General features: G+C 64.5%; 21 protein-coding genes and 1 tRNA gene. 17 read left to right on the top strand and 5 right to left on the bottom strand.

Annotated features, from left to right (window positions below):
* Position 1: 1 nt before the first annotated feature.
* The gene (locus ACUJB0_RS15000) at positions 2 to 1228 is read right to left on the bottom strand and encodes an efflux RND transporter periplasmic adaptor subunit (RefSeq protein ID WP_444845921.1); all 1227 of its coding nucleotides are present in this window, start codon (positions 1226 to 1228) and stop codon (positions 2 to 4) included.
* A 213-nt stretch (positions 1229 to 1441) separates the two neighbouring features.
* Here ACUJB0_RS15000 and ACUJB0_RS14995 point away from each other — a divergent pair, with 213 nt between their 5' ends.
* Positions 1442 to 3181: a putative bifunctional diguanylate cyclase/phosphodiesterase gene (locus ACUJB0_RS14995; RefSeq protein WP_444845920.1), complete on the top strand. Its 1740-nt coding sequence runs from the start codon at positions 1442 to 1444 to the stop codon at positions 3179 to 3181.
* A gap of 27 nt (positions 3182 to 3208) precedes the next feature.
* Here ACUJB0_RS14995 and ACUJB0_RS14990 read toward each other — a convergent pair whose 3' ends face one another.
* On the bottom strand, positions 3209 to 4204 hold the full coding sequence (locus tag ACUJB0_RS14990; protein ID WP_444845919.1) for an endonuclease/exonuclease/phosphatase family protein: 996 nt from the start codon (positions 4202 to 4204) through the stop codon (positions 3209 to 3211).
* 48 nt (positions 4205 to 4252) lie between these two features.
* On the opposite strand from ACUJB0_RS14990, the gene ybaK reads away from it, so the two are divergent.
* The 6 genes from ybaK (at position 4253) to ACUJB0_RS14960 (ending at position 8920) form a co-directional block, all read left to right on the top strand.
* Positions 4253 to 4744: a Cys-tRNA(Pro) deacylase gene (gene ybaK / locus ACUJB0_RS14985; protein ID WP_444845918.1), complete on the top strand. Its 492-nt coding sequence runs from the start codon at positions 4253 to 4255 to the stop codon at positions 4742 to 4744.
* Between the two features lie 59 nt (positions 4745 to 4803).
* Positions 4804 to 5433 carry a glycerol-3-phosphate 1-O-acyltransferase PlsY gene (gene plsY / locus ACUJB0_RS14980; RefSeq protein ID WP_444845917.1) on the top strand — a complete coding sequence of 210 codons (630 nt, stop codon included), beginning with the start codon at positions 4804 to 4806 and terminating at the stop codon, positions 5431 to 5433.
* A 78-nt stretch (positions 5434 to 5511) separates the two neighbouring features.
* Complete coding sequence (locus ACUJB0_RS14975) at positions 5512 to 6162, top strand: DsbA family oxidoreductase (protein ID WP_444845916.1); 651 nt, start codon at positions 5512 to 5514, stop codon at positions 6160 to 6162.
* 132 nt (positions 6163 to 6294) lie between these two features.
* Complete coding sequence (locus tag ACUJB0_RS14970) at positions 6295 to 7347, top strand: GGDEF domain-containing protein (RefSeq protein WP_444845915.1); 1053 nt, start codon at positions 6295 to 6297, stop codon at positions 7345 to 7347.
* Between the two features lie 24 nt (positions 7348 to 7371).
* Positions 7372 to 7662 (top strand): DUF427 domain-containing protein, encoded by a 291-nt coding sequence (locus tag ACUJB0_RS14965; RefSeq protein WP_161085732.1) that lies wholly within the window; start codon positions 7372 to 7374, stop codon positions 7660 to 7662.
* 7 nt (positions 7663 to 7669) lie between these two features.
* The gene (locus ACUJB0_RS14960; protein ID WP_444845914.1) at positions 7670 to 8920 is read left to right on the top strand and encodes a metal-dependent hydrolase; all 1251 of its coding nucleotides are present in this window, start codon (positions 7670 to 7672) and stop codon (positions 8918 to 8920) included.
* On the opposite strand, the gene ACUJB0_RS14955 is transcribed toward ACUJB0_RS14960, so the two are convergent.
* The gene (locus ACUJB0_RS14955; RefSeq protein WP_444845913.1) at positions 8917 to 9777 is read right to left on the bottom strand and encodes an oxidoreductase; all 861 of its coding nucleotides are present in this window, start codon (positions 9775 to 9777) and stop codon (positions 8917 to 8919) included. The two genes, ACUJB0_RS14960 and ACUJB0_RS14955, sit on opposite strands and share 4 nt — an antisense overlap.
* Positions 9778 to 9884: 107 nt before the next feature.
* Here ACUJB0_RS14955 and ACUJB0_RS14950 point away from each other — a divergent pair, with 107 nt between their 5' ends.
* Together ACUJB0_RS14950 and ACUJB0_RS14945 are read left to right on the top strand one after the other, a co-directional pair.
* Complete coding sequence (locus ACUJB0_RS14950; protein ID WP_161085729.1) at positions 9885 to 10811, top strand: LysR family transcriptional regulator; 927 nt, start codon at positions 9885 to 9887, stop codon at positions 10809 to 10811.
* 149 nt (positions 10812 to 10960) lie between these two features.
* Positions 10961 to 11140, top strand: coding sequence for a hypothetical protein (locus ACUJB0_RS14945; protein WP_117011958.1), 180 nt, complete (start codon positions 10961 to 10963; stop codon positions 11138 to 11140).
* On the opposite strand, the gene tsaD is transcribed toward ACUJB0_RS14945, so the two are convergent.
* Positions 11137 to 12177 carry a tRNA (adenosine(37)-N6)-threonylcarbamoyltransferase complex transferase subunit TsaD gene (gene tsaD, locus ACUJB0_RS14940; RefSeq protein ID WP_161085728.1) on the bottom strand — a complete coding sequence of 347 codons (1041 nt, stop codon included), beginning with the start codon at positions 12175 to 12177 and terminating at the stop codon, positions 11137 to 11139. The genes ACUJB0_RS14945 and tsaD overlap by 4 nt on opposite strands.
* Positions 12178 to 12363: 186 nt before the next feature.
* Here tsaD and ACUJB0_RS14935 point away from each other — a divergent pair, with 186 nt between their 5' ends.
* Complete coding sequence (locus tag ACUJB0_RS14935) at positions 12364 to 12663, top strand: Rieske (2Fe-2S) protein (protein ID WP_444845912.1); 300 nt, start codon at positions 12364 to 12366, stop codon at positions 12661 to 12663.
* Position 12664: 1 nt separating this feature from the next.
* On the opposite strand, the gene ACUJB0_RS14930 is transcribed toward ACUJB0_RS14935, so the two are convergent.
* Positions 12665 to 13723, bottom strand: a complete 1059-nt coding sequence (locus tag ACUJB0_RS14930) for a 3-deoxy-7-phosphoheptulonate synthase (protein ID WP_161085726.1) — start codon at positions 13721 to 13723, stop codon at positions 12665 to 12667.
* 74 nt (positions 13724 to 13797) lie between these two features.
* On the opposite strand from ACUJB0_RS14930, the gene ybiB reads away from it, so the two are divergent.
* From ybiB to ACUJB0_RS14895, 7 genes are all read left to right on the top strand, one after another.
* Positions 13798 to 14790 carry a DNA-binding protein YbiB gene (gene ybiB, locus ACUJB0_RS14925; RefSeq protein WP_444845911.1) on the top strand — a complete coding sequence of 331 codons (993 nt, stop codon included), beginning with the start codon at positions 13798 to 13800 and terminating at the stop codon, positions 14788 to 14790.
* A gap of 61 nt (positions 14791 to 14851) precedes the next feature.
* Complete coding sequence (locus tag ACUJB0_RS14920; RefSeq protein ID WP_444845910.1) at positions 14852 to 16060, top strand: BaiN/RdsA family NAD(P)/FAD-dependent oxidoreductase; 1209 nt, start codon at positions 14852 to 14854, stop codon at positions 16058 to 16060.
* A gap of 194 nt (positions 16061 to 16254) precedes the next feature.
* Entirely contained in the window at positions 16255 to 16467 is a 213-nt protein-coding gene (gene rpsU / locus ACUJB0_RS14915) for a 30S ribosomal protein S21 (RefSeq protein ID WP_008451879.1), read from the top strand.
* 139 nt (positions 16468 to 16606) lie between these two features.
* On the top strand, positions 16607 to 17056 hold the full coding sequence (locus ACUJB0_RS14910) for a GatB/YqeY domain-containing protein (RefSeq protein WP_161092076.1): 450 nt from the start codon (positions 16607 to 16609) through the stop codon (positions 17054 to 17056).
* Positions 17057 to 17148: 92 nt separating this feature from the next.
* Complete coding sequence (dnaG, locus tag ACUJB0_RS14905; RefSeq protein WP_161085722.1) at positions 17149 to 18945, top strand: DNA primase; 1797 nt, start codon at positions 17149 to 17151, stop codon at positions 18943 to 18945.
* Positions 18946 to 19388: 443 nt separating this feature from the next.
* Positions 19389 to 21632, top strand: coding sequence for an RNA polymerase sigma factor RpoD (gene rpoD, locus ACUJB0_RS14900; RefSeq protein WP_444845909.1), 2244 nt, complete (start codon positions 19389 to 19391; stop codon positions 21630 to 21632).
* A gap of 104 nt (positions 21633 to 21736) precedes the next feature.
* A tRNA-Ile gene (locus tag ACUJB0_RS14895) sits at positions 21737 to 21815 on the top strand.
* Positions 21816 to 22183: the final 368 nt, after the last annotated feature.

Raw genomic sequence — 22183 nt, 5'->3', positions numbered from 1 at the left:
ATCAGCCCTTCTGCGCCAGCATGGCGGACTTGGCCGGCTGGGCCGGCGTGGCGAGGTTGGCCGGCAGCTTGACCTGGCTGCCCGCCTTGACGCTGTCGAGCTTGGAGACGATGACGTTGGCGCCTTGCTCCAGGCCGTCCACCACCTCGGCGTAGCCCTCGTCCTCGTTGCGCAGGCCCAGCTTGACCGGCTGCGCGATCACCTTGCCCTGTTCAATCTTGTACACCACCTGCTGGCCCTTCTCGGTGCGCAGCGCGGTCACCGGCACGATGGGCATGACGGCCGAACGGTCGGTGACGATGCTGCCCTTGGCGAACATGCCGGCGCGCAGCGCGCTGTCCTCGTTCCTGACCGAGATGTAGACCAGCATCGCGCGCGAGCCGGCCTCGGTGGCCGGGTTGATGCGCGCCACCTTGCCGTTGAAGGCGCGGCCCTGGAAGCCGTCGACCTTGAACTGCACATCCTGGCCCACCTTCACGCGCGGGATTTCGGAGGCCGGCACTTGCGCCTCCAGCGTCAGCTCGGACAGGTTGACGATGCTGTAGACCGGCATGTCCGGCGCCAGCTTCTCGCCGGCCTGCACGTGGCGCTTGCTGACCACGCCGCTGATGGGCGCCTTGATCACGCCGTCGTTGAGCGCGATGCGGGCGATCTCCACCATCGCGGCGGCCGACTTGACGTTGGCGCGCGCCAGGTCGACGCTGTTCTGCGTCGCGTCGTAGGCGGTCTGCGCGATGAATTTCTGCTTGAGCAGGGCCAGGCTGTTGGCCTCGTTCTTGGTGGCCAGCGACAGCTTGGCCTGCGCCTCGTCGAGCATGGCCTGCTGCTGTTGCAGGCGCGCGCGCAGGTCGGCCTGGTCGATGCGCGCCAGCACCTGGCCTGCCGACACCGCCATGCCTTCCTGCACCGTGGTGGCTTCCACCACGCCCGAGACCTTGGACTTGATGGTGGCCGAACTCAGGGGCGCCAGCGAGCCGGATAAGGGCAAGCTGACCGCCAATGATCGTGCTTCGACGGCGGCGATATCGCCGCTGGACAGTTCGAAGACTTCCTGTTTCTTTTTATCGTCCTTGGCCGCCTGCGCGCTGGGCGGCGCGTCCTTCTTGCCGTGCATGACGGTCCAGCCGCCGCCGGCCAGGCCGATGACGATCAGCACCGCCAGCGGTGTGCGCCAGCGTTTGCCGCGCACGGTGGATTGTGGGGAGACGGGCAAGGTTTCAAGTTTCATATCGTTCTTCTGTCAATAGGTCGCCACGGCGGATAGTGCCACTGTAGGAATTTTCAAGTCTGGCCGCCAGTCCGATGCGACAGGTGGCGCAAAAATGCGGATGAACTGCAAAAACGCGGGATCGAGCGCGTTTGACCAAACTCAATGGTCAATTCCGCGAAGCGGCAAGAATGAAAAACTGGCCTGAGAGGGCGATACGCCGAAGAGGGCCACATGGCTACACCAGACAACAACACCGACGCGGACTTGCTCGCGATGTACCGGCAGACCAGCGACGCGCTGCTGCTGTTGCAGGATGGCGTCATCACCGGCTGCAACCCGGCCGCGCTGGCGCTGTTCGATGGCGGCCAGCCGGACCGGTTGCTGGGACTGGGTCTGGTCGATTTGTCACCTTTGCAGCAGGCCGAGGGCGTGCTGTCGGCGCGGGCGCTGGCCGACCTGCTGGCCGATGCCGAGCGCGACGGCAACCGCCAGTTCGAATGGTGCTGCGTGGGCTGCGGCGGGCGTCAGTTCTGGGCCGAGGTGCTGCTGACCACCATCGGCCCGCGGCGGCTGTGCGCGGCGATCCGCGACGTTTCCGAGCGCAAGCAGGACCAGCTGGTGCTGCACCTGGCGCTGCTGACCGACATCGCCGACCGCCGCCGCTCCGAGGAGCACACCCGCCACCTGGCCGAGCACGACTTCCTGACCGACCTGCCGAACCGCGTGTTGCTGCTCGACCGCCTGAGCCTGGCGCTGGCGGCGGCGCGCCGCAAGCGCGGCCGGCTGGCCATCCTGTTCCTCGACCTCGACCGCTTCAAGAACATCAACGACGCGCTCGGCCACCACGTCGGCGACCAGCTGCTGCGCGAAGTGGCTTCGCGGCTGGTGCGCTGCGTGCGCAGTGTCGACACCGTCAGCCGCCAGGGCGGCGACGAGTTCGTCATCATGCTGTCCGAGATCGGCGCCATCGACCAGGTCGCGCACGTGGCCGAGACCGTGCTCAACGCCATCGGCCAGGAGTTCGTGCTGGAGCCGCACCGGCTGCACGTGAGCACCTCGATCGGCATCAGCATCTATCCGGACGACGGCGCCGACATCGACACCCTGGTCCGCAACGCCGACCTGGCCATGTACCACGCCAAGGAAAACGGGCGCAACGGCTTCCAGTTCTTCAGCCCGGCGATGAATGCGCAGATCGTCGAGCGGGTGGCGTTCGAGAACGACCTGCGGCGCGCGTTGCGCGAGCAGCAGTTCGTGCTGGAGTACGAGGCCCAGGTCGACATCGCCAGCGCCCAGCCGATGGCGGCCGAGGCGCTGCTGCGCTGGCGCCATCCTTCGCTGGGCCTGCTGCGGCCGGAGCGCTTCATCGCGGTGGCCGAGGAGAGCGGCCTGATGGTGCCGATCGGCCAGTGGGTGCTGGAGCAGGCCTGCCGCGAGGCGCGGCGCTGGCAGCAGGCCGGCCATCCGCTGACGGTGGCGGTCAACCTGTCGCCGACGCAGTTCCTGCAACGTAACCTGGCCGACCGCGTGGCGGCCGCGCTGGCCGCTTCCGGACTGGCGCCGGAGTGGCTGGAGCTGGAGCTGACCGAGGCGGTCATCATGAAGCACGTGGCCGCGGCGCCGGCCACGCTGCGGGCGCTGCGGGCGCTGGGCGTGCGGCTGGCGATCGACGATTTCGGCACCGGCTACACGCGCGTGGGCCACCTGCGCGAGTACCCGTTCGACAAGCTCAAGATCGACCGCACCTTCATCCGCGACATCGGCGGCGACGGCGCGCCGCCGCCGATGGCGGTGGTGGCCATGATCGCGATGGCGCGCAGCCTGGGCTTGACGGTGCTGGCGGAGGGGGTGGAGACCGAGGCGCAGCTAAGCTTCCTGACGCAGCATGGCTGCGACCAGTTCCAGGGCCATTACGTGGCGCAGCACGGCATGCTGGACGGCCTGGATGGCTTGCTGGACGGCGGCGGCTGAGCCTTTGCGGCGCGGGCGGGAAGGGCGTCAGAGCGCCTCGGGCGCGCGCTCGCCGTACAGGCGCAGCCGCACCAGCACCTGGCCGTGGTCGGACGCCTCCGGCAAGTCCTGCAGCAGGTGCTCGTTCAGGTAGGTCACGTCCAGCACCTCGCCCACCGCGTGGCGCGAATCCCGGTTGAATTCCTCCGACACCAGCACATGATCGATGGTCATGCAGTGGCCGTCGTGGATGTTGGTGTAGCCGGAGCGGCGTATCGCGTCGCGCTCCAGCTGGATCTGGTTGCAGTCGAACATGCGCCCGCTCAGCTCCTCGCCCGGCAGGCAGCCCGCGCCGGCGCCCATGACGATGGCGGTGGTGACGGCGTCGGCGGTGTCGTTGAAGTCGCCCAGCACCACGCGCGGCCGGCGCGCGCCGCGTTCGAGCTGGCTGATCAGCGCGCGCAGCGCCACCGCCTCGGTGCCGCGCCGGATCAGCGAGCGCAGGTTGGCCTGCGCGTACTGCATCGGGTCGGCGCAGTTGTCGCCGTTGGTGTAGTCGGGGCGCTTGGATTTGAGGTGGACCACGATGACGTCGACGATGCGGCTGTCCGGCAGCAGCACCTGAGCGTGCAGCGGCGCGCGGGCGAAGTGGTCGGCGTCGCGGCTGCCGGCCGGCAGCGCCACGCCGTCGGGGAAGGCGCGGTACTCGGCGGCCGGCGCCGCCAGCGGCAGGCGCGACACCAGCGCCACCTGCGGCACCACGCGCGCGGCGCCGGTCAGCGGGTCGGGCGCGGCCTCGAAGCCGGCCAGCGTGGCCTCGCGGTAGCGGGCGCTGTGGGCCAGCACGTCGCGCAGCGCCGCCAGCGAGAAAATCTCCTGCAGGCCGATCACGTCGGCGTCCAATTGGTCCAGCTGCTGCGCGGTCCACAGGACTTTCGCTTGGTACTGGTCCGGCGTGAGCGGCTCCAGATTGTCGTACAATTTCGCCCCAGGCTGGGAAAGATTGCAAACATTGAAAGTGGCAAAGCGAATTTCCTGCTGCATAATAAGAAACTCCCGATCGAACATTACTTCACAAGCAGCGTATCACGCATGGCTAAAAAAGAGCATATCTCCGAAACTCCCGCGACCCAAATGCTGCGCAAGCACAAGGTGGCCTTCAGCGAGCACCCCTACACCTACGAGGAGCACGGCGGCACCACGGTGTCGGCGCGCGAACTGGGCGTGGACGAACACCACGTGGTCAAGACGCTGGTCATGCAGGACGAGGCCGCCAAACCCTTGATTGTGCTGATGCACGGCGATTGCAAGGTCTCGACCAAGAACCTGGCGCGCGGCATCGGCTGCAAGTCCGTCGAACCGTGCAAGCCGGAGGTGGCCACGCGCCACAGCGGCTACCAGATCGGCGGCACCTCGCCGTTCGGCACCCGCAAGGTGCTGCCGGTGTACGTCGAGGATAGCATCCTTGCGCTGGAAACGATTTATATCAATGGCGGCCGCCGGGGTTATCTGGTTGGCATCGCGCCGCGGGTGCTGGTCGACCTGTTGCAGGCCAAGCCGGTGCACTGCGCGCTGGCCGATTAAGCCTCGGCAGTGTATATTCAGCGGCCCCTAACGGGCGTATGACAACTTTTGAGGAAATAATGAATACAGTTTGGATGACCGTCGCCGCCTATCTGATCGGCTCGATCTCGTTTGCCGTCGTCATGAGCAAGTTGTTCGGCATCGCCGATCCGCGCACCTACGGCTCGAAAAACCCCGGCGCCACCAACGTGTTGCGCAGTGGTAACAAGGGCGCGGCCATCATGACCCTGATCGGCGACGGCGCCAAGGGCTGGCTGGCGGTGTGGCTGGCGATGCGCTACCAGGACCAGTTGCAGATCGGCGACGCCACCATCGCGCTGGTGGCGATCGCGGTGTTCCTGGGCCACCTGTGGCCTGTGTTCTTCCGTTTCGTCGGCGGCAAGGGCGTGGCGACCGCGCTGGGCGTGCTGCTGGGCCTGAATCCATGGCTGGGCCTGGCCACGCTGGTGACCTGGCTGGCGGTGGCGTTCGCGTTCCGCTACTCGTCGCTGGCCGCGCTGGTGGCGGCGGTGTTCGCGCCGTTCTACTACGGCCTGCTGTTCGGCGTCGAGCCGCAGCTGTTTGCCGTGTTCGTGATGAGCGCGCTGTTGGCTTTCCGTCACAGCAAGAATATCTCCAACTTGCTCGCAGGCAAGGAAAGCCGTATCGGCAGCAAGAGCAAAGACGCCGTCAAAGGCAAGAAAAAGTAAGGCCATCCCCCGTCCCGGCGCTTGATTTAGCGTCGGGCGTCGCCATATGCTGAAGATTCCGTTTAGCAAAGGCACATCATGAGCACTCCCCTGAAAATCGATTTCGTCTCCGACGTTTCCTGCCCTTGGTGCGCCATCGGCCTCAAGTCGCTGGACCAGGCGCTGGCCAATATCGGCGACGAGGCGGCGGTGAGCCTGCACTTTCAGCCGTTCGAACTGAATCCCAAGATGGCACCCGAAGGCCAGGACATCGGCGAGCACCTGGCCGAAAAATACGGCTCGACCGCCGCCCAGCAGGAGCAGGCGCGCGAGATGATACGCGCGCGCGGCGCCGAAGTCGGCTTCGATTTCGCGATGGGCAAGCGCAGCCGCATCTACAACACCTTCGACGCCCACCGCCTGCTGCACTGGGCCGAGCTGGAGGGCAAGCAGAAGGAGCTGAAGGAAGCGCTGTTCGGCGCCTACTTCACCCAGGGCGAGGATCCGAGCTCGCACGAGGTGCTGCTGCGCGTGGCCGGCGAAGTGGGGCTGGATACCGATGCCGCCGCCGAGGTGCTGCGCACCAACCGCTACGCCGACGAGGTGCGCGAGCGCGAGCAGTTCTTCCAGCGCCACGGCATCAACTCGGTGCCGGCCGTGATCATCAACGAGCGCCACCTGATTTCGGGCGGCCAGCCGGCCGCCGTGTTTGAAAAGGCGCTGCGCGAGATCATGGCGCAGACGGCCTAAAAAAATCGACGCGGCGGGGGCAAGTGCTCCCGCCGCCCTTGTTTTGCGATAAACTGATCGGGTAGCACCATAGCTCGGTCCCGCGTCATGCCGGGTGCCCAAAAAAAGATCGACGTCGCTACAGGGAGGCCTATGCTGGCCGCAGAAAAAGTACACACACTGTCCATCGCCCGTCCGCAGGCCGACCAGTTCCGGCTGGCCGCACTACACCGTTACCACATCCTCGACACTCCCGCCTGCGAAGACTTCAGCTTCCTCACCGAGCTGGCCGCCAAGGTGTGCGAGGTGCCGTACGCCTTCATCTCGCTGGTGGACGCCGAGCGCGTCTGGATCAAGTCCTGCGCCGGCATGCAGTTGGGCGAGCTGCCGCGCGGCGAGAGCTACTGCTCGCTGGCGGTGCTGGGCGAAGCCGCCACCGAAATCCCCGACCTGACGCAGGACTTCCGCACCGCCCACATGACGCTGACGGTCAACGAACCGTTCATGCGCATGTACAGCAGCGTGGCGCTGACCTCGTCGGACGGCTTCGCCATCGGCACACTGTGCGTGATGGACACCAAGCCGGGCGGCCTGAGCGCCGAGCAGCATGCCACGCTGGTCAAGCTGGCGCGCCAGGTGATGGCGCTGATCGAACTGCGCGCCAACCAGAAGACGCTGGAGTCCGCCGTGCGCGAGCTGGAGCAGCTGGCCACCACCGACGAGCTGACCGGCCTGCACAACCGCCGTTCGCTGCTGCACCGCCTGAAGTTCGAGGCCGCGCGCGCCAAGCGTTTCCGCTCGCCGCTGTCGGCGGTGATGATAGACCTCGACCACTTCAAGCGCATCAACGACGAATACGGCCACGCGGTCGGCGACCAGGTGCTGGCCAGTGTCGGCCGCCTGCTGCGCGAGAGCGTGCGCGTGATCGACGTGCCGGGCCGCTACGGCGGCGAGGAGCTGTGCGTGATCCTGCCGAACACGCCGGTCGAAGGCGCCTGCAAACTCGCCGAGACGCTGCGCGCCAAGATCGAGGCGCAACTGCATTACGCCGGCCCGCGCCTGCTGCCGGTGACGGCCAGCCTGGGCGTGGGGTCGTTCGACCACATGGGCATCGCCGACGCGGAAAGCCTGCTGCGCCAGGCCGACGACTCGCTGTACCGCGCCAAGCACGCTGGCCGCAACCGCGTCGAATGCGGTCCCACCTGACAATCACACCGAAAGGAAGTCTCCATGCCCACTGCCACCTGGAACGGCGTCGTCATCGCGCAGGCGAAGGACGACGAGGTTGAAATCGTCGAGAACAACGTCTACTTCCCGCCGTCCAGCGTCAAGCGGGAATACCTGCAGCCCAGCGCGCACACCACGCGCTGCCCGTGGAAGGGCCTGGCCAGCTACTACAGCCTGAACGTCAACGGCAAGGTCAACGAGAACGCCGCCTGGTACTACCCGGAACCGTCCGAGAAGGCCGCGCAGATCAAGGACCACGTGGCGTTCTGGCGCGGTGTGGACGTGCAGCGCTAAGAGGTACATGGACAACATCACCCATAGCATCATCGGTTTTGGCGTTGGAGAACTGGTGCACCGTAGCCTGCCCGGCGAGGCGGATGCGCCGTCGCAGCGGGTGCGGCACCGGTTGTTGCTGGTGTCCTGCGCGCTGGCCAGCAATTTCCCCGATCTCGACCTGGTCCTGAACAAGTTCCTGCCCGCTCCGCTGGGCTATCTGCTCAATCATCGCGGACATACGCATACGGCCTTGCTGTTGCTGCCGCAGGCTTTGCTGCTTGCGGCGCTGCTGTGGTTATGCTGGCCGTCGGCGCGGGCGCTGTTGAAGGCCAGCCGGCCCGCGCGGCTCGGCCTGGCCTTAAGCGTGGGACTGGGCTTCGCGCTGCACCTGCTGATGGACTTCACCAATTCGTATGGCATCCATCCGTGGTATCCGTTCACCGGCCGCTGGTTTTACGGCGATATGGTGTTCATCGTCGAGCCCTTGTTCTGGGTGGCGATCGGTGTGCCGATGGCGTTGATCATGCGCTGGCGTTCGCTGCGCATGCTAGGCCTGGCCTGCCTGTTTGCCGCGCTGGTGGTGTTCGCTGTCAAAGGCTATCTGGGATGGACATCGTTCGCGGCGCTGCTGGCGATTGCATGCGCTTGCGGTGCGGTGCAGTGGCGCGCCGGTGCGCAAGGCCGCGCGGGGTTGGTGCTGGCGCTGGCCGTCAGCGCCGGCTTCATTACGGTGCAGGGCGTGGCTTCGCACTACGGGCGTGAGCAGATCAGCGCCGCGCTGCTGAAGGCCGATCCCGGCGTGCGTGTGATGGATGTGGCGATGACGGCGTTTCCGTCGCAGCCTTTGTGCTGGTCCTACGCCAGCGTGGAGGCCAATGAGAAACAGGGCTACTACCGTTTGCGGCGCGGCGTGGCCAGCCTGGCGCCAACGTGGCTGGCGCCGATGGCCTGTCCGGCCGGCCTGGTCGGATCGCCGGCGGCGGTGCAGGCCCTGTCGCCGGATGTGCAGCAATTCGGCTCGGTGATCGCCAGCCTGCCGGCGCTGCGCATGCTGAAGGCCGAGAACTGCCAGGTCGACGCCTGGCTGCGCTTCGCGCGCATGCCGGCGCTGATGCTGTCGACCGGCGAGCTGTCCGACTACCGCTTCGCCACCACGCCGCGCGGGAACTTCACCACGCTGCATGCCAAGCAGGCTGTGAAGTGTCCCGAGGGCGTGCCGGCGTGGGGCTATCCGCGCGAGGACTTGCTGTCGCTGCACCCGCCGGGCAAGCTTTAAGCCGCCTTTTGCAGCGTATCGAAATCGGTCGATACCGCCAGCTCAAGCCACTGCGCCATCTCGGCTTCGACCGACAGGTTCTTGGCGCGCACGCGTTCCACCGTGTCCGAACCCAGTTGCAGGCGCACCGGCGGCTGCGCGCTGTCGGCCAGTTGCAGCAGGGCGCCGGCCAGCTTGGCCGGATCGCCTGGCTGCTGGTGATTGACCCCGGCCGCGAATTCGCGCATCGCTCCGACAGTGGCGGCGTAGGCATCGATGCGGTCGTGGGTGGTGGCCAGCGACGAGGCGTCGAGGAAGTCGGTGCGGAAGAAGCCCGGCTCCACCACCGTCACATGGATGCCCAGCGGCGCCAGTTCCATCGCCAGCGCCTCGCTCAAGCCCTCGACCGCGAACTTGGTCGAGCTGTACAAGCCCCAGCCGGGAAACGCCGTATAGCCGCCCACCGACGAGATGTTGATCACGTGGCCGCTGCCTTGCTTGCGCAGCGACGGCAGCGCGGCGCGGGTGACGTTGAGCAGGCCGAAGACGTTGGTGTCGTACAGCGCGCGCACTTCCTCGGCGTTGGCTTCCTCCACCGCGCCCAGCAGGCCGTAGCCGGCGTTGTTGACCAGCACGTCGATGCGGCCGAAGCGCGCCAGCGCCTGCTGGACCGCGGTGACGGCTTGCGCCTCCAGCCTGACGTCCAGCCGCAGCGCCAGCAGGTTGGGATGCTCGCCCAGCGCGGCGGTCACGGTGCGCGGATCGCGGGCGGTGGCGACCACGAAGTCGCCGCGCGCCAGCGCCTGTTGCGCCGTCAGCACGCCGAAGCCGCGCGAGGCGCCGGTGATGAACCATACTTTTTGTGCAGTGCCAGTCATGATCGTTTCCTTTGGATGGGTGAGTTGATAGCGTGCAGTGTAGGCATGGACGACCTGCTACACTAGCCATGGCAAAGCTGTTTGATTATCATCTTTTGGTTGTAAATATGGATAAAGCCCGAGTCCTCAGTTTGTTCATCGCCGTGGTGCGCGCCAAGAGCTTCAGCCAGGCGGCGGTGGATGCCGGCCTGACGCCGCAAGCGGTCAGCAAGGCGGTGCGGCAGCTGGAGGTGCACCTGGGCGTGCGCCTGTTCCACCGCACCACACGCAGCCTGAGCCTGACGGAGGAGGGCGCCCGCCTGTTCGAGCTGGCCAACCCCGGCCTGCGCCTGTTGGACGAGGCGCTGGACCAGATCCAGAACAGCCGCCTCGAAGTCGACGGCCTGATCCGCATGGTGGCGCCGATGTCGATCGGCACCACCGTCATCATCCCGCTGCTGCCGGAGTTCCAGCGGCGCCATCCGGGCGCGCATTTCGACGTGCAGCTGGACGACCATTTCACCGATCTGGTGGAGAACAAGATCGACGTCGGCTTCCGCGCCGGCAGTCCGCCCGAGCGCAACCTGGTGTCGCGCAAGCTGGGCGAGATCCTGCTGCTGCCCTGCGCCACGCCCGGCTACCTGGCCGAGCATGGCACGCCGCAGACGGTGGACGAGCTGCGGGAGCATCGCTGCACCGGTTTCCGCCGTCCCAGCACCGGTCGTTTGATGCCGTGGGAGTTGCAGGTGGATGGCGCGACGGTCTATCAGGAAATGCCGGCGGTGGCCAGCTTTAATACCGTGGAAGGGGAGTTGACGGCGGTGCGCAGCGGCCTGGGCATCGGCCAGCTGCCGGTCTTCATGATCGAGGCCGAGCTGGCCAGCGGCGCGCTGGTGCCGCTGCTGCCGCACACGGCCACCTCCAACAGCGGCGTGTTCATGTACTACCAGCAGCGCACCCTGATGCCGCTGCGGGTGCGGCACTTCATCGACTTCATCGCGGAACGGGTGCCGCAGCTGCTGGCGGCGCAGGGGCGCGCGCTGAAACCCGCCTAGCAGGCCACTTGCCCAGCCGTATCGTGTCGTATGTTTGCCACAAAAAGGCCTAGAATCAAGTCGTATAGTCTACTTTTGACTTAGATGGTTGGCACGACAATTGCATTGCCCTCCAGAAAGGAACATGATCGACACACATGGAGGCTGTTATGAATACCGCAACTGAAAACAAATCAAACAACACAGTGGCCCACGAGTCGTCGTCGGACGAGCATCGCCTGCGTAGCGAGCGCATCGCCGCGCGCGGCGTGCACCTGGGCCAGGGCAAGCTCAAATACCTGCTGGCGCTGGCCGGCCTGGCCGTGCTGGCCTCGGTGGCGTTTGCCTAGACGACCTTGATGTCGTCCAGCGGCCAGCGCGGGCGCACGTTGAACGAGTAATCCTTTTTTGCCGCGTCCGGGTTGATCATCAAGCGCATGGCCCCGGCGAAGGCGATCATCGCGCCGTTGTCCGTGCAGAATTCCAGTTCGGGATAGTAGACCTTGAACTTCTTCTTGGCCGCCGCCGCGTTCAGCGACTCCCGCAGCTGCGAGTTGGCGCCCACGCCACCCGCGATCACCAACCGCTTCAGGCCGGTGTGCTTGAGTGCGGACACGCACTTCGCGGTCAGCACGTCGACGATGGCGTCGACGAAGCCGCGCGCGATGTCGGCCTTGTCCTGCTCGCAGATATTCGCGATGACTTTTTCCTCGTGGTTCTTCACCACCGTCAGCACCGCCGTCTTCAGGCCGGAGAAGCTGAAATTGAAATCCTTGGTATGCAGCATGGGGCGCGGCAGCTTGTAGGCGGTTGGATCGCCGAACTCGGCCAGGCGCGAAATCGCCGGCCCGCCCGGATAGCCCAGGCCCAGCAGCTTGGCCGACTTGTCGAAGGCTTCGCCGGCCGCGTCGTCCAGCGTTTCGCCCAGCAGCGTGTACTGGCCGACGCCGTCCACCCGCATCAGCTGGGTGTGGCCGCCCGAGACCAGCAGCGCGATGAAGGGGAACTCCGGCGGCTGCGACGCCAGCAGCGGCGACAGCAGATGGCCTTCCAGGTGGTGCACGCCCAGCACCGGCTTGTCCAGCGCCAGGCCGAGACTGCACGCCACCGACGAGCCCACCAGCAGCGCGCCCGCCAGGCCGGGGCCTTGCGTGTAGGCGATGGCGTCGATGTCGGCCAGCGTCTTGCCGGCGCCTTCCAGGGTCTGTGTCAGCAGCGGGATGGCGCGGCGGATGTGGTCGCGCGAGGCCAGCTCCGGCACCACGCCACCGTACTCCTCGTGCATCGCCACCTGCGAATACAGGGCGTGGGACAGCAGGCCGTGTTGCGTGTCGTACAGCGCAAGGCCGGTTTCGTCACAGGAGGATTCGACGCCGAGAACGATCATGGAGGGAGCACAAATGAAAAGAGGAATCCGCCATTGTAATGGAAAGTGCGTGCAAGCATGCACCACGGCGGGTCCGGGCCGCACTGGCGGAGTGCGGAATTTTGCCATTCGGTCAGGATTTGGCGCGGTTTTCGTGGCACCGCTTTTGCTTAGACAACCGGGGTGAGTTGACTAGGGAGGCGCGCGATGTCCGGACGATGGAAACTGATTTGCAAACTCAAGGATGTGCCCGTCACCGGCGCGCGCCTGGTGCCGCGCGGGCTGGCTTGGCAGGAGCTGCCGGGCGTGGCGCTGTTCCGTATCGGCGAGGAGGAGGTGCAGGCGGTGCTGGAGTCCGACGAGCCCGAGCCGCGCCGCTACTCGGTCAAGGTGGAGGACTGCAGGGTGTATCTGGACCTGGATGAGCTGAGCGCCCCGGCCAGCCAGGCCGAGGCGGCGCTGGCGGGGGCGTTCGGCGTGGCCACCAGGGTGATGGCCTTCGGCTAGCTTACGGACGTTGCTTCAGCTGCTTGTGCGCGTCGCGCAGCATCTGTTCGGTGGTTTCCCAGTCGATGCAGCCGTCGGTGACCGAGCAGCCATACTTCAGCTGGGTCAGGTCGGCCGGAATCTTCTGGTTGCCGCCGACGATGTTGGACTCGATCATCACGCCCACCAGCGACTGGTTGCCCTGCACGATCTGGTGGATGACGTCGGCCATCACCAGCGGTTGCAGCTCAGGCTTCTTGTAGCTATTGGCGTGCGAGCAGTCCACCACCAGGTTGGCCGGCAGCTTGGCCTTGGCCAGCGCCTGCTCGGCGATCGCGATCGACACCGAATCGTAGTTCGGACGGCCGTCGCCGCCGCGCAGCACCACGTGGCCGTAGCCGTTGCCGCGCGTGCGCACGATCGCCACGTTGCCCTGCGCGTTGATGCCCAGGAAGGAGTGCGGATGCGCCGACGACAGGATGGCGTTGATGGCGATGCTGATGTCGCCGTCGGTGCCGTTCTTGAAGCCGACCGGGGTCGACAGGCCGGACGACATCTCGCGGTGGGTCTGCGATTCGGTGGTGCGGGCGCCGATGGCGGTCCAGGCGATCAGGTCGCCCAGGTATTGCGGCGAGATCGGGTCGAGCGCCTCGGTGGCGGTCGGCAGGCCCAGCTCGCACACGTCCAGCAGGAACTGGCGCGCCTTCTCCATGCCGACGTTGACGCGGAAGGAATCGTCCATGTCCGGGTCGTTGATATAGCCCTTCCAGCCGGTGGTGGTGCGCGGCTTTTCGAAATACACGCGCATCACCAGCAGCATGGTGTCGGCCACTTCGGCTTGCAGGGCTTTCAGGCGGCGGGCATAGTCCAGGCCGGCCACCGGGTCGTGGATCGAGCAGGGGCCGACCACCACGAACAGGCGCTTGTCCTTGCGGTCGATGATGTTGCGCAGGGCCTCGCGGCCCTTCATCACGGTGTCCGACGCGCTGTCGGTCAGCGGCAGCTTGCTGTGCAAGGCTTCCGGCGACGGCATCGGCGCGAACGAGGTGACGTTGATGTTTTCGATATCTGGGGAGATCATGATTCTCTACGTATATTTATTTCGGGGGAGGGATAGTGTAGCCGAAATGCGGCGGACTGGTTTAAGCTGACGCCATGACCACACCAACCATCATCGAACCATTCCCGGCCGCACGTTTCATCAAAGAAATAGGCCGCGGCAAAAACGGCGCGCGCAGCATGACCCGCGACGACGCCCACGACCTGTATGCGGCCATGCTGGACGGCCGCGTTTCCGACCTGGAGCTGGGCGGCATCTTGCTGTCCATGCGCATCAAGGGCGAATCGGTGGAGGAGATCGCCGGCTTCCTCGACGCGGCCGAGGCCGCCTTCGAGCCGCTCAGCGCGCCGCCGGGCCAGTTCGCGCCGGTCTGCATCCCGACCTACAACGGCGCCCGCAAGATGGCCAACCTGACGCCGCTGTTGGCCATGCTGCTGGCGCGCGAGGGCGTGCCGGTGCTGGTGCACGGCGTGGCGCACGACGCCGGGCGGGTCGCCACGGCTGAGGTGTTCGAGGCGCTGGGCGTGCCGGCCGCGCGCCACCGGTCCGAGGCGGAGGAGGCCATGTCGCAGGGCCATCCGGCCTTCATCACCATCGACGTGCTGGCGCCCAAGCTGGCCCACCTGCTGTCGCTGCGGCGCCGGCTGGGCGTGCGCAACTCCACCCACACGCTGGTCAAGATCATGCAGCCGTTCGCCGGGCCGGCGCTGCGGCTGGTGTCGTACACGCACCCCGAGTATCTGGAAATGCTGGGCGAATACTTCACCACGGCGGCCCTGCCGGAGCGCGGCGACGCCTTCCTGATGCGCGGCACCGAGGGCGAGACCGTGGCCAACGCCAACAAGGCGCAGCAGATCGACTGGTTCCACGGCGGCCTGCGCACCACGCTGGTGCCCAAGCAGACCCTGGTTGGCGAACTGCCGCTGCTGCCGGAGGATAAGGGCGCGGCCACCACGGCGGCCTGGATCCGCTCGGTGCTGGACGGCGAGGTGCCGGTGCCGCCATCGATCGCCGAGCAGGTGCAGCAGTGCCTGCTGGTGTCGCGCACGCTGCAGTCGCGCCAGCGGGTGAGCGAGCCGATCGAGTAAGCCAGCAGATGAGCGGGCGGAGCCTTCAAGTACAATACGCCTTTGGACGATTGGATTTGATATGGCAAAGTTTGATGTAGCGGTAATCGGCGCGGGCGCGGCCGGCATGATGTGTGCGGCCACGGCGGCCCAGCGCGGCAAGCGCGTGGTGCTGATCGACCACGCCACCAAGCTGGCCGAGAAAATCCGCATCTCCGGCGGCGGCCGCTGCAACTTCACCAACATCAACGCCGGCCCGGCCAACTTTCTGTCCGAGAATCCGCACTTCTGCAAGAGCGCGCTGTCGCGCTACACCCCCGCCGACTTCGTCGCGCTGGTGAAGAAGCACCGCATCGGCTACCACGAGAAACATCGCGGCCAGCTGTTCTGCGACGACTCCGCCGAACAGATCATCGACATGCTCAAGGACGAATGCTCGGCCGGCGACGTGCACTGGCGCATGCCGTGCAAGGTCACCAGCCTGGCGCGGGCGGACGAGGGCGGCTTCGTCTTGCAAACCGATAGCGGCGACATCGAGGCCGACAGCGTGGTGATCGCCACCGGCGGCCTGTCGATCGCCAAGATCGGCGCCACCGACTTCGGCTACCGCATCGCCGAGCAGTTCGGCCTGCGCATGGTGGAGCCGCGCCCGGCGCTGGTGCCGCTGACCTTCGACCCGCAGCAGTGGGCGCCGTTCGTGGAAATGGCCGGCATCGCGCTGGAGGTGGATGTGGAAACCGGCTCCTTCAAGGGCCGCAACCCGACCGGCGGACGCTTCCGCGAAGATTTGCTGTTCACCCACCGCGGCCTGTCCGGCCCGGCGATCCTGCAGATTTCCTCGTACTGGACGCCCGGCACGCCCATCGTCATCAACCTGATTCCCGAGCTGGACCTGGCGGCCACGCTGATCGAAGGCAAGGGCACGATCAAGAAACAGCTGGGCAATGTGCTGTCGCAATGGCTGCCGGCGCGCCTGGCGGAAGGCTTGCTGCTGGCGCACGGCCTGGCGCCGGACGCGCGCCTGGCCGACCTGCCCGACGCGCAGCTGCGCAAGCTGGGCGCGGCCATCAACCAGTGGACCATCACGCCCAACGGTTCCGAAGGCTACAAAAAGGCCGAAGTCACGCGCGGCGGCGTCGACACCCGCGAGCTGTCGCAGCAGAGCATGATGGCCAATAAAGTGCCGGGCCTGTACTTCATCGGCGAGGCGGTGGACGTCACCGGGTGGCTGGGCGGCTACAACTTCCAGTGGGCCTGGGCTTCAGGTGTGGCGGCGGGGCAGGCGGTCTGATATACTGGCGATCCTTGGAAGTTAGTGGCGTCCCGCAATCGTTGAAGTTGTAGAAAGATTGCACCATACGCCGCGTTGTTTTTGCAGTGAAAGCCTTACGGTTGGCCGTTCAGATGGCCAGGCGTCTTCCATTTTCTCGCAAAAGCTGCTATAGTCTCTTTCTCCCTATAACCTCAAACGGTTTGAATTTTTACATGACCACTATTCGCCTTAAAGAAAACGAGCCGTTCGAAGTCGCAATGCGTCGCTTCAAACGCACCATCGAAAAAACCGGTCTGCTGACCGAATTGCGCGCACGCGAGTTCTACGAAAAGCCAACGGCTGAGCGTAAGCGCAAGCTGGCAGCTGCAGTGAAGCGTCACTACAAGCGCATCCGCAGCCAGCAACTGCCGAAAAAACTCTTCTAAGACTGCTCTTGCAGATTCAACCCGGCAGTATGGCGCTCACGCCTCGGGTTGTATCCTGTTGCATCTAGAGAATACCCGCCCCGGTTCGCCGCGGCGGGTTTTCGCATTTTTACTCCTACAATTTTCTGAAAGAAACGCCATGGGCTTGAGAGAACAAATCACCGAAGACATGAAAACCGCCATGCGCGCCAAGGAAGCCGGTCGCCTGGCGACCATCCGCCTGATCCTGGCGGAAATCAAGCGCAAGGAAGTGGACGAGCGCATCGAAGTCAACGACGACCAGACCGTGGCCATTGTGGAAAAAATGATCAAGCAGCGCAAGGATTCGATCACCCAGTTCGAAGCCGGCGGCCGCGCCGACCTGGCCGATATCGAAAAAGCCGAACTGGTGGTGCTGACCGCCTACATGCCAGCCGGCCTGTCCGACGAGGAAATTGCCGCCGAAGTGGCCGCCGCCGTGGCCGCCTCGGGCGCCGCCGGTCCGCAGGACATGGGCAAGGTCATGGCCATCGTCAAGCCCAAGCTGGCTGGCCGTGCCGACATGACTGTGGTGTCCGCGCTGGTCAAGAAGGCGCTGGCTCCGGCCTGAGGCCTGTTGTTCCCGCCGCCGTCGCTTGATCCGCGTCAAAACCGGATCGGCGCGGCGGTATAGTCTGATCCATAACAAGACCGTATAGCCCTGTGATCCCACAATCCTTTATTTCCGATTTGCTGAACCGGGTCGACATCGTCGACGTGGTCGGACGTTACGTGCAGCTGAAAAAAGGCGGCGCGAATTTCATGGGCCTGTGCCCGTTTCACAATGAAAAATCGCCCAGTTTCACGGTCAGCCCGACCAAGCAGTTTTACCACTGCTTCGGCTGCGGCGCCCACGGCACCTCGATCGGTTTCCTGATCGAATATTCCGGCATGGGCTTTGTCGATGCCGTCAAAGAGCTGGCTCAAAATGTCGGCATGGTGGTGCCCGAGCAGGACGACAAGATACCGCCGGCCCAGCGCGCGCAAATGGCCGCGCAGAGCCTGGCCCTGACCGAGGCGATGACGCGCGCCAGCGATTTCTACCGTGCACAATTGCGCGGCGCCACCGACGCCATCGCCTACCTGAAGAACCGCGGCCTGACCGGCGAAATCGCCGCCCGATTCGGCCTGGGCTACGCGCCGGCCGGCTGGGACAACCTGCGCTCCATCTTCCCCGACTACGAGGCGGTGGCGCTGGCCGAGGCCGGCCTGGTGATCGACAAGGTGGACGAGGACGGCGGCAACCGCAAACGCTACGACCGCTTCCGCGAGCGCGTGATGTTTCCGATTAAAAACACCAAAGGCCAGGTCATCGCCTTTGGCGGCCGGGTGCTGGACCACGGCGAACCGAAGTACTTGAATTCTCCCGAAACGCCTTTATTTTCAAAGGGATTCGAACTGTATGGCTTGTTCGAAGCGCGCCAGGCGATCCGCGATGCGGGCTATGTGCTGGTGACGGAGGGATATATGGACGTGGTGGCATTGGCGCAGATGGGTTTCCCGCAAGCCGTGGCAACGCTGGGCACCGCCTGCACCACCCATCATGTACAGAAATTGTTGCGTCAAACCGACACGGTGATCTTCAGTTTCGACGGCGACAAGGCCGGCCGCCGCGCCGCGCGGCGCGCGCTGGAAGCCTGTCTGCCGCACGTGACGGACAACAAGACCATCAAGTTCCTGTTCCTGCCCACCGAGCACGATCCGGACAGCTACGTCCGCGCCCACGGCAAGGAAGCGTTCGAGCAGGAGATTCACGAGGCCATGCCGCTGTCGCAGTTCCTGGTCAAGGAAGCGGTTGGCGAGCATGATTTGCAGAGTCCGGAAGGCCGCGCGCGCGCCCAGTTCGACGCCAAGCCGATGTTGCAATCGATGACGCCGACGGCGCTGCGCCTTCAGATCGTGCGCGGCCTGGCGCAGCTGACGCAGACCACGCCGTCCGAGATCGAGGTACTGTTCGAGCTGGCCAAGCCGGTGGCCGTGGCGCGCCAGGCGCCGCCCCGCACCGGACGGCCGGTGCCGGTCGGGCTGGAGTTGCAGATCGTACGGCTGCTGGTGGCGCATCCGCCGCTGGCGCTGGATATCGACGCCTCCGCGTTGGCGGCGTTCAATTACTTCGGCGCCGAGCCGGCTGAACGGCTGGCGCAGCTGGTGGCGTCGGCCCAGGCGCTGGGTCCGAACGGCAGTTTCGCCGCCTTCGCCCAGCACCTGAAGTCGCAGGGCGACGAGTACGACGGCATCATTGGCGAGATCGTCAAGGAGCCGGAATCGGATTACGACGCGGTGCGCCTGTTCCTGCGCGGCGCGATCCGCCAGGTGAAGAACGACGCGCTGAAGCAGGAATTGAGTCAGTTGTTCGCGGCAGGGTTGTCGTCCGACGAGATCGGCGTACGCTACCGGGAGCTGACCGCCCAGCAGGATCAATTGCTGCGCGAAGCCCAGGCGGAGTTGGCGAACCGTTAATGTTGCAGATCGTTTTGTATAGTAATGTTTCTGTCATGCTTGCAGGGGCCGAAGTGGGGTTCTGCCCTCTGGAAAATGAAAAGTGACGTGCTATAATAAAACGCTAAGTGTTGTATGTTTTGGCATCGTTTTTCAGTTCAGAGTGTGTTTGTTTTCAGTCAGTTAGGCTCTTGATCGACATGGGATGACGGGTGTCGGCGGCCGGGGCCAGCTTGGGTTGATCCAACCCGGTCATGGTTTCTCGCCCCCACGCGCGTGTCCGATGCAGTAGAATTTCCGCCAAGAGAGGTGGAATTCTGTTGAGGTCGATCGGCCCGACCAGGTGTAAGTAAGTCGTAGTATTGTCGGACTTGTGCAGTCGGCATGTTCGAAGACGTAGGCCCGTGAGGGCCGCAAGAAACTTTATCCTAAATAAGCAAGTCGTTGTGTAATCGAAAGCGCCTGTGCCAATCAAGAAACCTGAATCCAAAGCGGCTGCAAAGCCGAGCAAAGTGACCGCAAAATCCGCTAAAACGGCGGACAAATCGGAAACGCGTGTCGCCAGCAACCCGCCGGCGGTCAGCCAGACCACCGACGCGGCCACGCTTGCTGCCATCGATACTTCGGGCTACGTGCTGCCATCGGTCAAAGTGCCGGGCCGGCGCGGCCGCAAGCCGAAGGAATTTCAGCCTGAAAACGACGAAGTCGCCGCGCTGAACGCGGTCGAGCGCGCCGAACTGAAGGCGGTCGACAAGGCCAAGGCCAAGGACCGCAAGGCCAAGGAAAAGGCGCTGCTGAAGGACGCTTTCTCGTCGGACACGGAAGCCACCGAGGAAGAACTCGAACGCCGCCGCCAGAAACTCAAGACCCTGATCAAGTTCGGCAAGGAACGTGGCTTCCTCACGTACGCCGAGATCAACGACCACTTGCCGGAAAATATCGTCGATCCTGAAGCGATCGAAGGCATTATCGGCACCTTCAACGACATGGGCATCGCCGTCTACGAGCACGCGCCGGACGCCGAGACCCTGCTGCTGTCCGACAACGTCGCCACCGTCACCAGCGACGACGAAGCCGAAGCGGCCGCCGAAGCGGCGCTGTCGACGGTCGACTCCGATTTCGGCCGCACCACCGACCCGGTGCGCATGTACATGCGCGAGATGGGCTCGGTCGAACTGCTGACCCGCGAAGGCGAAATCGAGATCGCCAAGCGCATCGAAGACGGCCTCAAGGACATGATCCAAGCCATTTCCGCCTGCCCGGTGACGATCGCCGAGATCATCGCCGCCTCCGACCGCATCCGCGCCGATGAAATCAAGATCGACGAAATCGTTGACGGCCTGGTCGACGAGAACGAGGAAGTGGCCGCGCCGGTAGCGCCGCCAGCCCCAGCCGAAGAGGACGAGGAAGAAGAGGAAGAGGAAGAAGAGGAAGAAGAGGAAGAGGAAGAAGCGAGCGCCTCGGGCGCCGCCGGTTTCTCGGCCGAACAGCTGGAAGCGTTGAAAAACGCCGCGCTGGAAAAATTCGACGTCATCTCCCTGCAATTCGACAAGATGCGCCGCGCCTTCGAGAAGGAAGGCTACAACTCCAAGGCCTACGTCAAGGCGCAGGAAGCGATCTCGTTCGAGCTGCTGGGCATCCGCTTCACCGCCAAGGTGGTGGAGAAGCTGTGCGACACCCTGCGCGGTCAGGTCGATGAGGTGCGCCACATCGAGAAGCAGATCCTGGACGTGGCCGTGAACAAGTGCGGCATGCCGCGCGCCCACTTCATCAAAGTCTTCCCTGGCAACGAAACCAATCTGGAATGGGTTGATGGCGAAGTGGCCGCAGGGCACGCGTACAGCGCCATCCTGGGCCGCAACATCCCGACCATCAAGGAACTGCAGCAGCGGTTGATCGACCTGCAAGCGCGCGTGGTGCTGCCGCTGCCGGACCTGCGCAACATCAACCGCCAGATGGCGGCCGGTGAAATGAAGGCGCGCAAGGCCAAGCGCGAGATGACCGAGGCCAACTTGCGCCTGGTGATCTCGATCGCCAAGAAATACACCAACCGTGGCCTGCAATTCCTCGACCTGATCCAGGAAGGCAATATCGGCCTGATGAAGGCGGTGGACAAGTTCGAATACCGCCGCGGCTACAAGTTCTCGACGTATGCGACGTGGTGGATCCGCCAGGCCATCACCCGTTCGATCGCCGACCAGGCGCGCACCATCCGTATCCCGGTGCACATGATCGAAACCATCAACAAGATGAACCGGATTTCCCGCCAGATTCTGCAGGAAACCGGCGCCGAGCCGGACCCGGCGACGCTGGCCATCAAGATGGAGATGCCCGAGGACAAGATCCGCAAGATCATGAAGATCGCCAAGGAACCGATTTCGATGGAGACGCCGATCGGCGACGACGACGATTCGCACCTGGGCGACTTCATCGAGGACAACAACACCCTGGCGCCGTCGGATGCCGCGCTGCACGCCTCGATGCGCGGCGTGGTCAAGGATGTGCTGGACTCGCTGACCCCGCGCGAAGCCAAGGTGCTGCGGATGCGTTTCGGTATCGAAATGTCGACCGACCACACGCTGGAAGAGGTGGGCAAGCAGTTCGACGTGACGCGCGAGCGTATCCGCCAGATCGAAGCCAAGGCACTGCGCAAGCTGCGCCACCCATCGCGTTCGGACAAGCTGAAAAGCTTCTTGGAAGGCAACTAAGACTTGACTAGTGGCCGCGCTAGCCCTTATCCTCGCGAGTTCGTTTTAAAAACGACAGCGCGTAGGAGGGGCCGGCAAGGCTCCCAGCGCAAAGCAAGACTTCTGGGCCTCTAGCTCATGCTTGGTTAGAGCAGCGGACTCATAATCCGTTGGTGCCGTGTTCGACTCACGGGAGGCCCACCATCTTTCCGTAGCTGCTCCTGGGCAGCTATGATCCTCACAGCCTCATCGGCTGGTACGCCGGAATCTTCGATGATTTTTACGGTTGTATAGAAGTCAGGCATGCGCTCACCGTTGATGTAACGGTCGAGCGTTTTTGCTGCAACTCCCCATTCCTTCGAAAGTGGCAACACTTTGCGGCCCTTTAGGGCCTTTTCTATCAATTCTGCGTATTCCATAGTTTTTTCCAAATAGCAATTTGTCCGTTCGGACATTATCATCGCCTTCAAGTTGTCCGTTTGGACAAATACTTTTGTCCGATTGGACGAAGTAAACGATATCACAGCATGTACCCATTGGGTACAGGTTTACGTGACAAGTCACGCTAATTC

This window comes from Duganella caerulea (genome assembly GCF_040362985.1).
Lineage (GTDB): Bacteria > Pseudomonadota > Gammaproteobacteria > Burkholderiales > Burkholderiaceae_D > Rugamonas > Rugamonas vulcania.
Note: the sequence above shows the minus strand (reverse complement) of the source record. Positions and strands in the feature narration are given on the sequence as shown.

Coding starts and splice junctions, on each gene's coding strand:
- ACUJB0_RS14965 (WP_161085732.1), top strand. CDS start 7,372: ATGCCCACTGCCACCTGGAACGGCGTCGTCATCGCGCAGGCGAAGGAC.
- ACUJB0_RS14920 (WP_444845910.1), top strand. CDS start 14,852: ATGGCAAAGTTTGATGTAGCGGTAATCGGCGCGGGCGCGGCCGGCATG.
- tsaD (WP_161085728.1), bottom strand. CDS start 12,177: ATGATCGTTCTCGGCGTCGAATCCTCCTGTGACGAAACCGGCCTTGCG.
- ACUJB0_RS15000 (WP_444845921.1), bottom strand. CDS start 1,228: ATGAAACTTGAAACCTTGCCCGTCTCCCCACAATCCACCGTGCGCGGC.
- ACUJB0_RS14970 (WP_444845915.1), top strand. CDS start 6,295: ATGCTGGCCGCAGAAAAAGTACACACACTGTCCATCGCCCGTCCGCAG.
- plsY (WP_444845917.1), top strand. CDS start 4,804: ATGAATACAGTTTGGATGACCGTCGCCGCCTATCTGATCGGCTCGATC.
- ACUJB0_RS14975 (WP_444845916.1), top strand. CDS start 5,512: ATGAGCACTCCCCTGAAAATCGATTTCGTCTCCGACGTTTCCTGCCCT.
- ACUJB0_RS14995 (WP_444845920.1), top strand. CDS start 1,442: ATGGCTACACCAGACAACAACACCGACGCGGACTTGCTCGCGATGTAC.
- ybiB (WP_444845911.1), top strand. CDS start 13,798: ATGACCACACCAACCATCATCGAACCATTCCCGGCCGCACGTTTCATC.
- ACUJB0_RS14960 (WP_444845914.1), top strand. CDS start 7,670: ATGGACAACATCACCCATAGCATCATCGGTTTTGGCGTTGGAGAACTG.
- ACUJB0_RS14990 (WP_444845919.1), bottom strand. CDS start 4,204: ATGCAGCAGGAAATTCGCTTTGCCACTTTCAATGTTTGCAATCTTTCC.
- ACUJB0_RS14935 (WP_444845912.1), top strand. CDS start 12,364: ATGTCCGGACGATGGAAACTGATTTGCAAACTCAAGGATGTGCCCGTC.
- ACUJB0_RS14910 (WP_161092076.1), top strand. CDS start 16,607: ATGGGCTTGAGAGAACAAATCACCGAAGACATGAAAACCGCCATGCGC.
- ybaK (WP_444845918.1), top strand. CDS start 4,253: ATGGCTAAAAAAGAGCATATCTCCGAAACTCCCGCGACCCAAATGCTG.
- ACUJB0_RS14950 (WP_161085729.1), top strand. CDS start 9,885: ATGGATAAAGCCCGAGTCCTCAGTTTGTTCATCGCCGTGGTGCGCGCC.
- ACUJB0_RS14955 (WP_444845913.1), bottom strand. CDS start 9,777: ATGACTGGCACTGCACAAAAAGTATGGTTCATCACCGGCGCCTCGCGC.
- rpsU (WP_008451879.1), top strand. CDS start 16,255: ATGACCACTATTCGCCTTAAAGAAAACGAGCCGTTCGAAGTCGCAATG.
- ACUJB0_RS14945 (WP_117011958.1), top strand. CDS start 10,961: ATGAATACCGCAACTGAAAACAAATCAAACAACACAGTGGCCCACGAG.
- ACUJB0_RS14930 (WP_161085726.1), bottom strand. CDS start 13,723: ATGATCTCCCCAGATATCGAAAACATCAACGTCACCTCGTTCGCGCCG.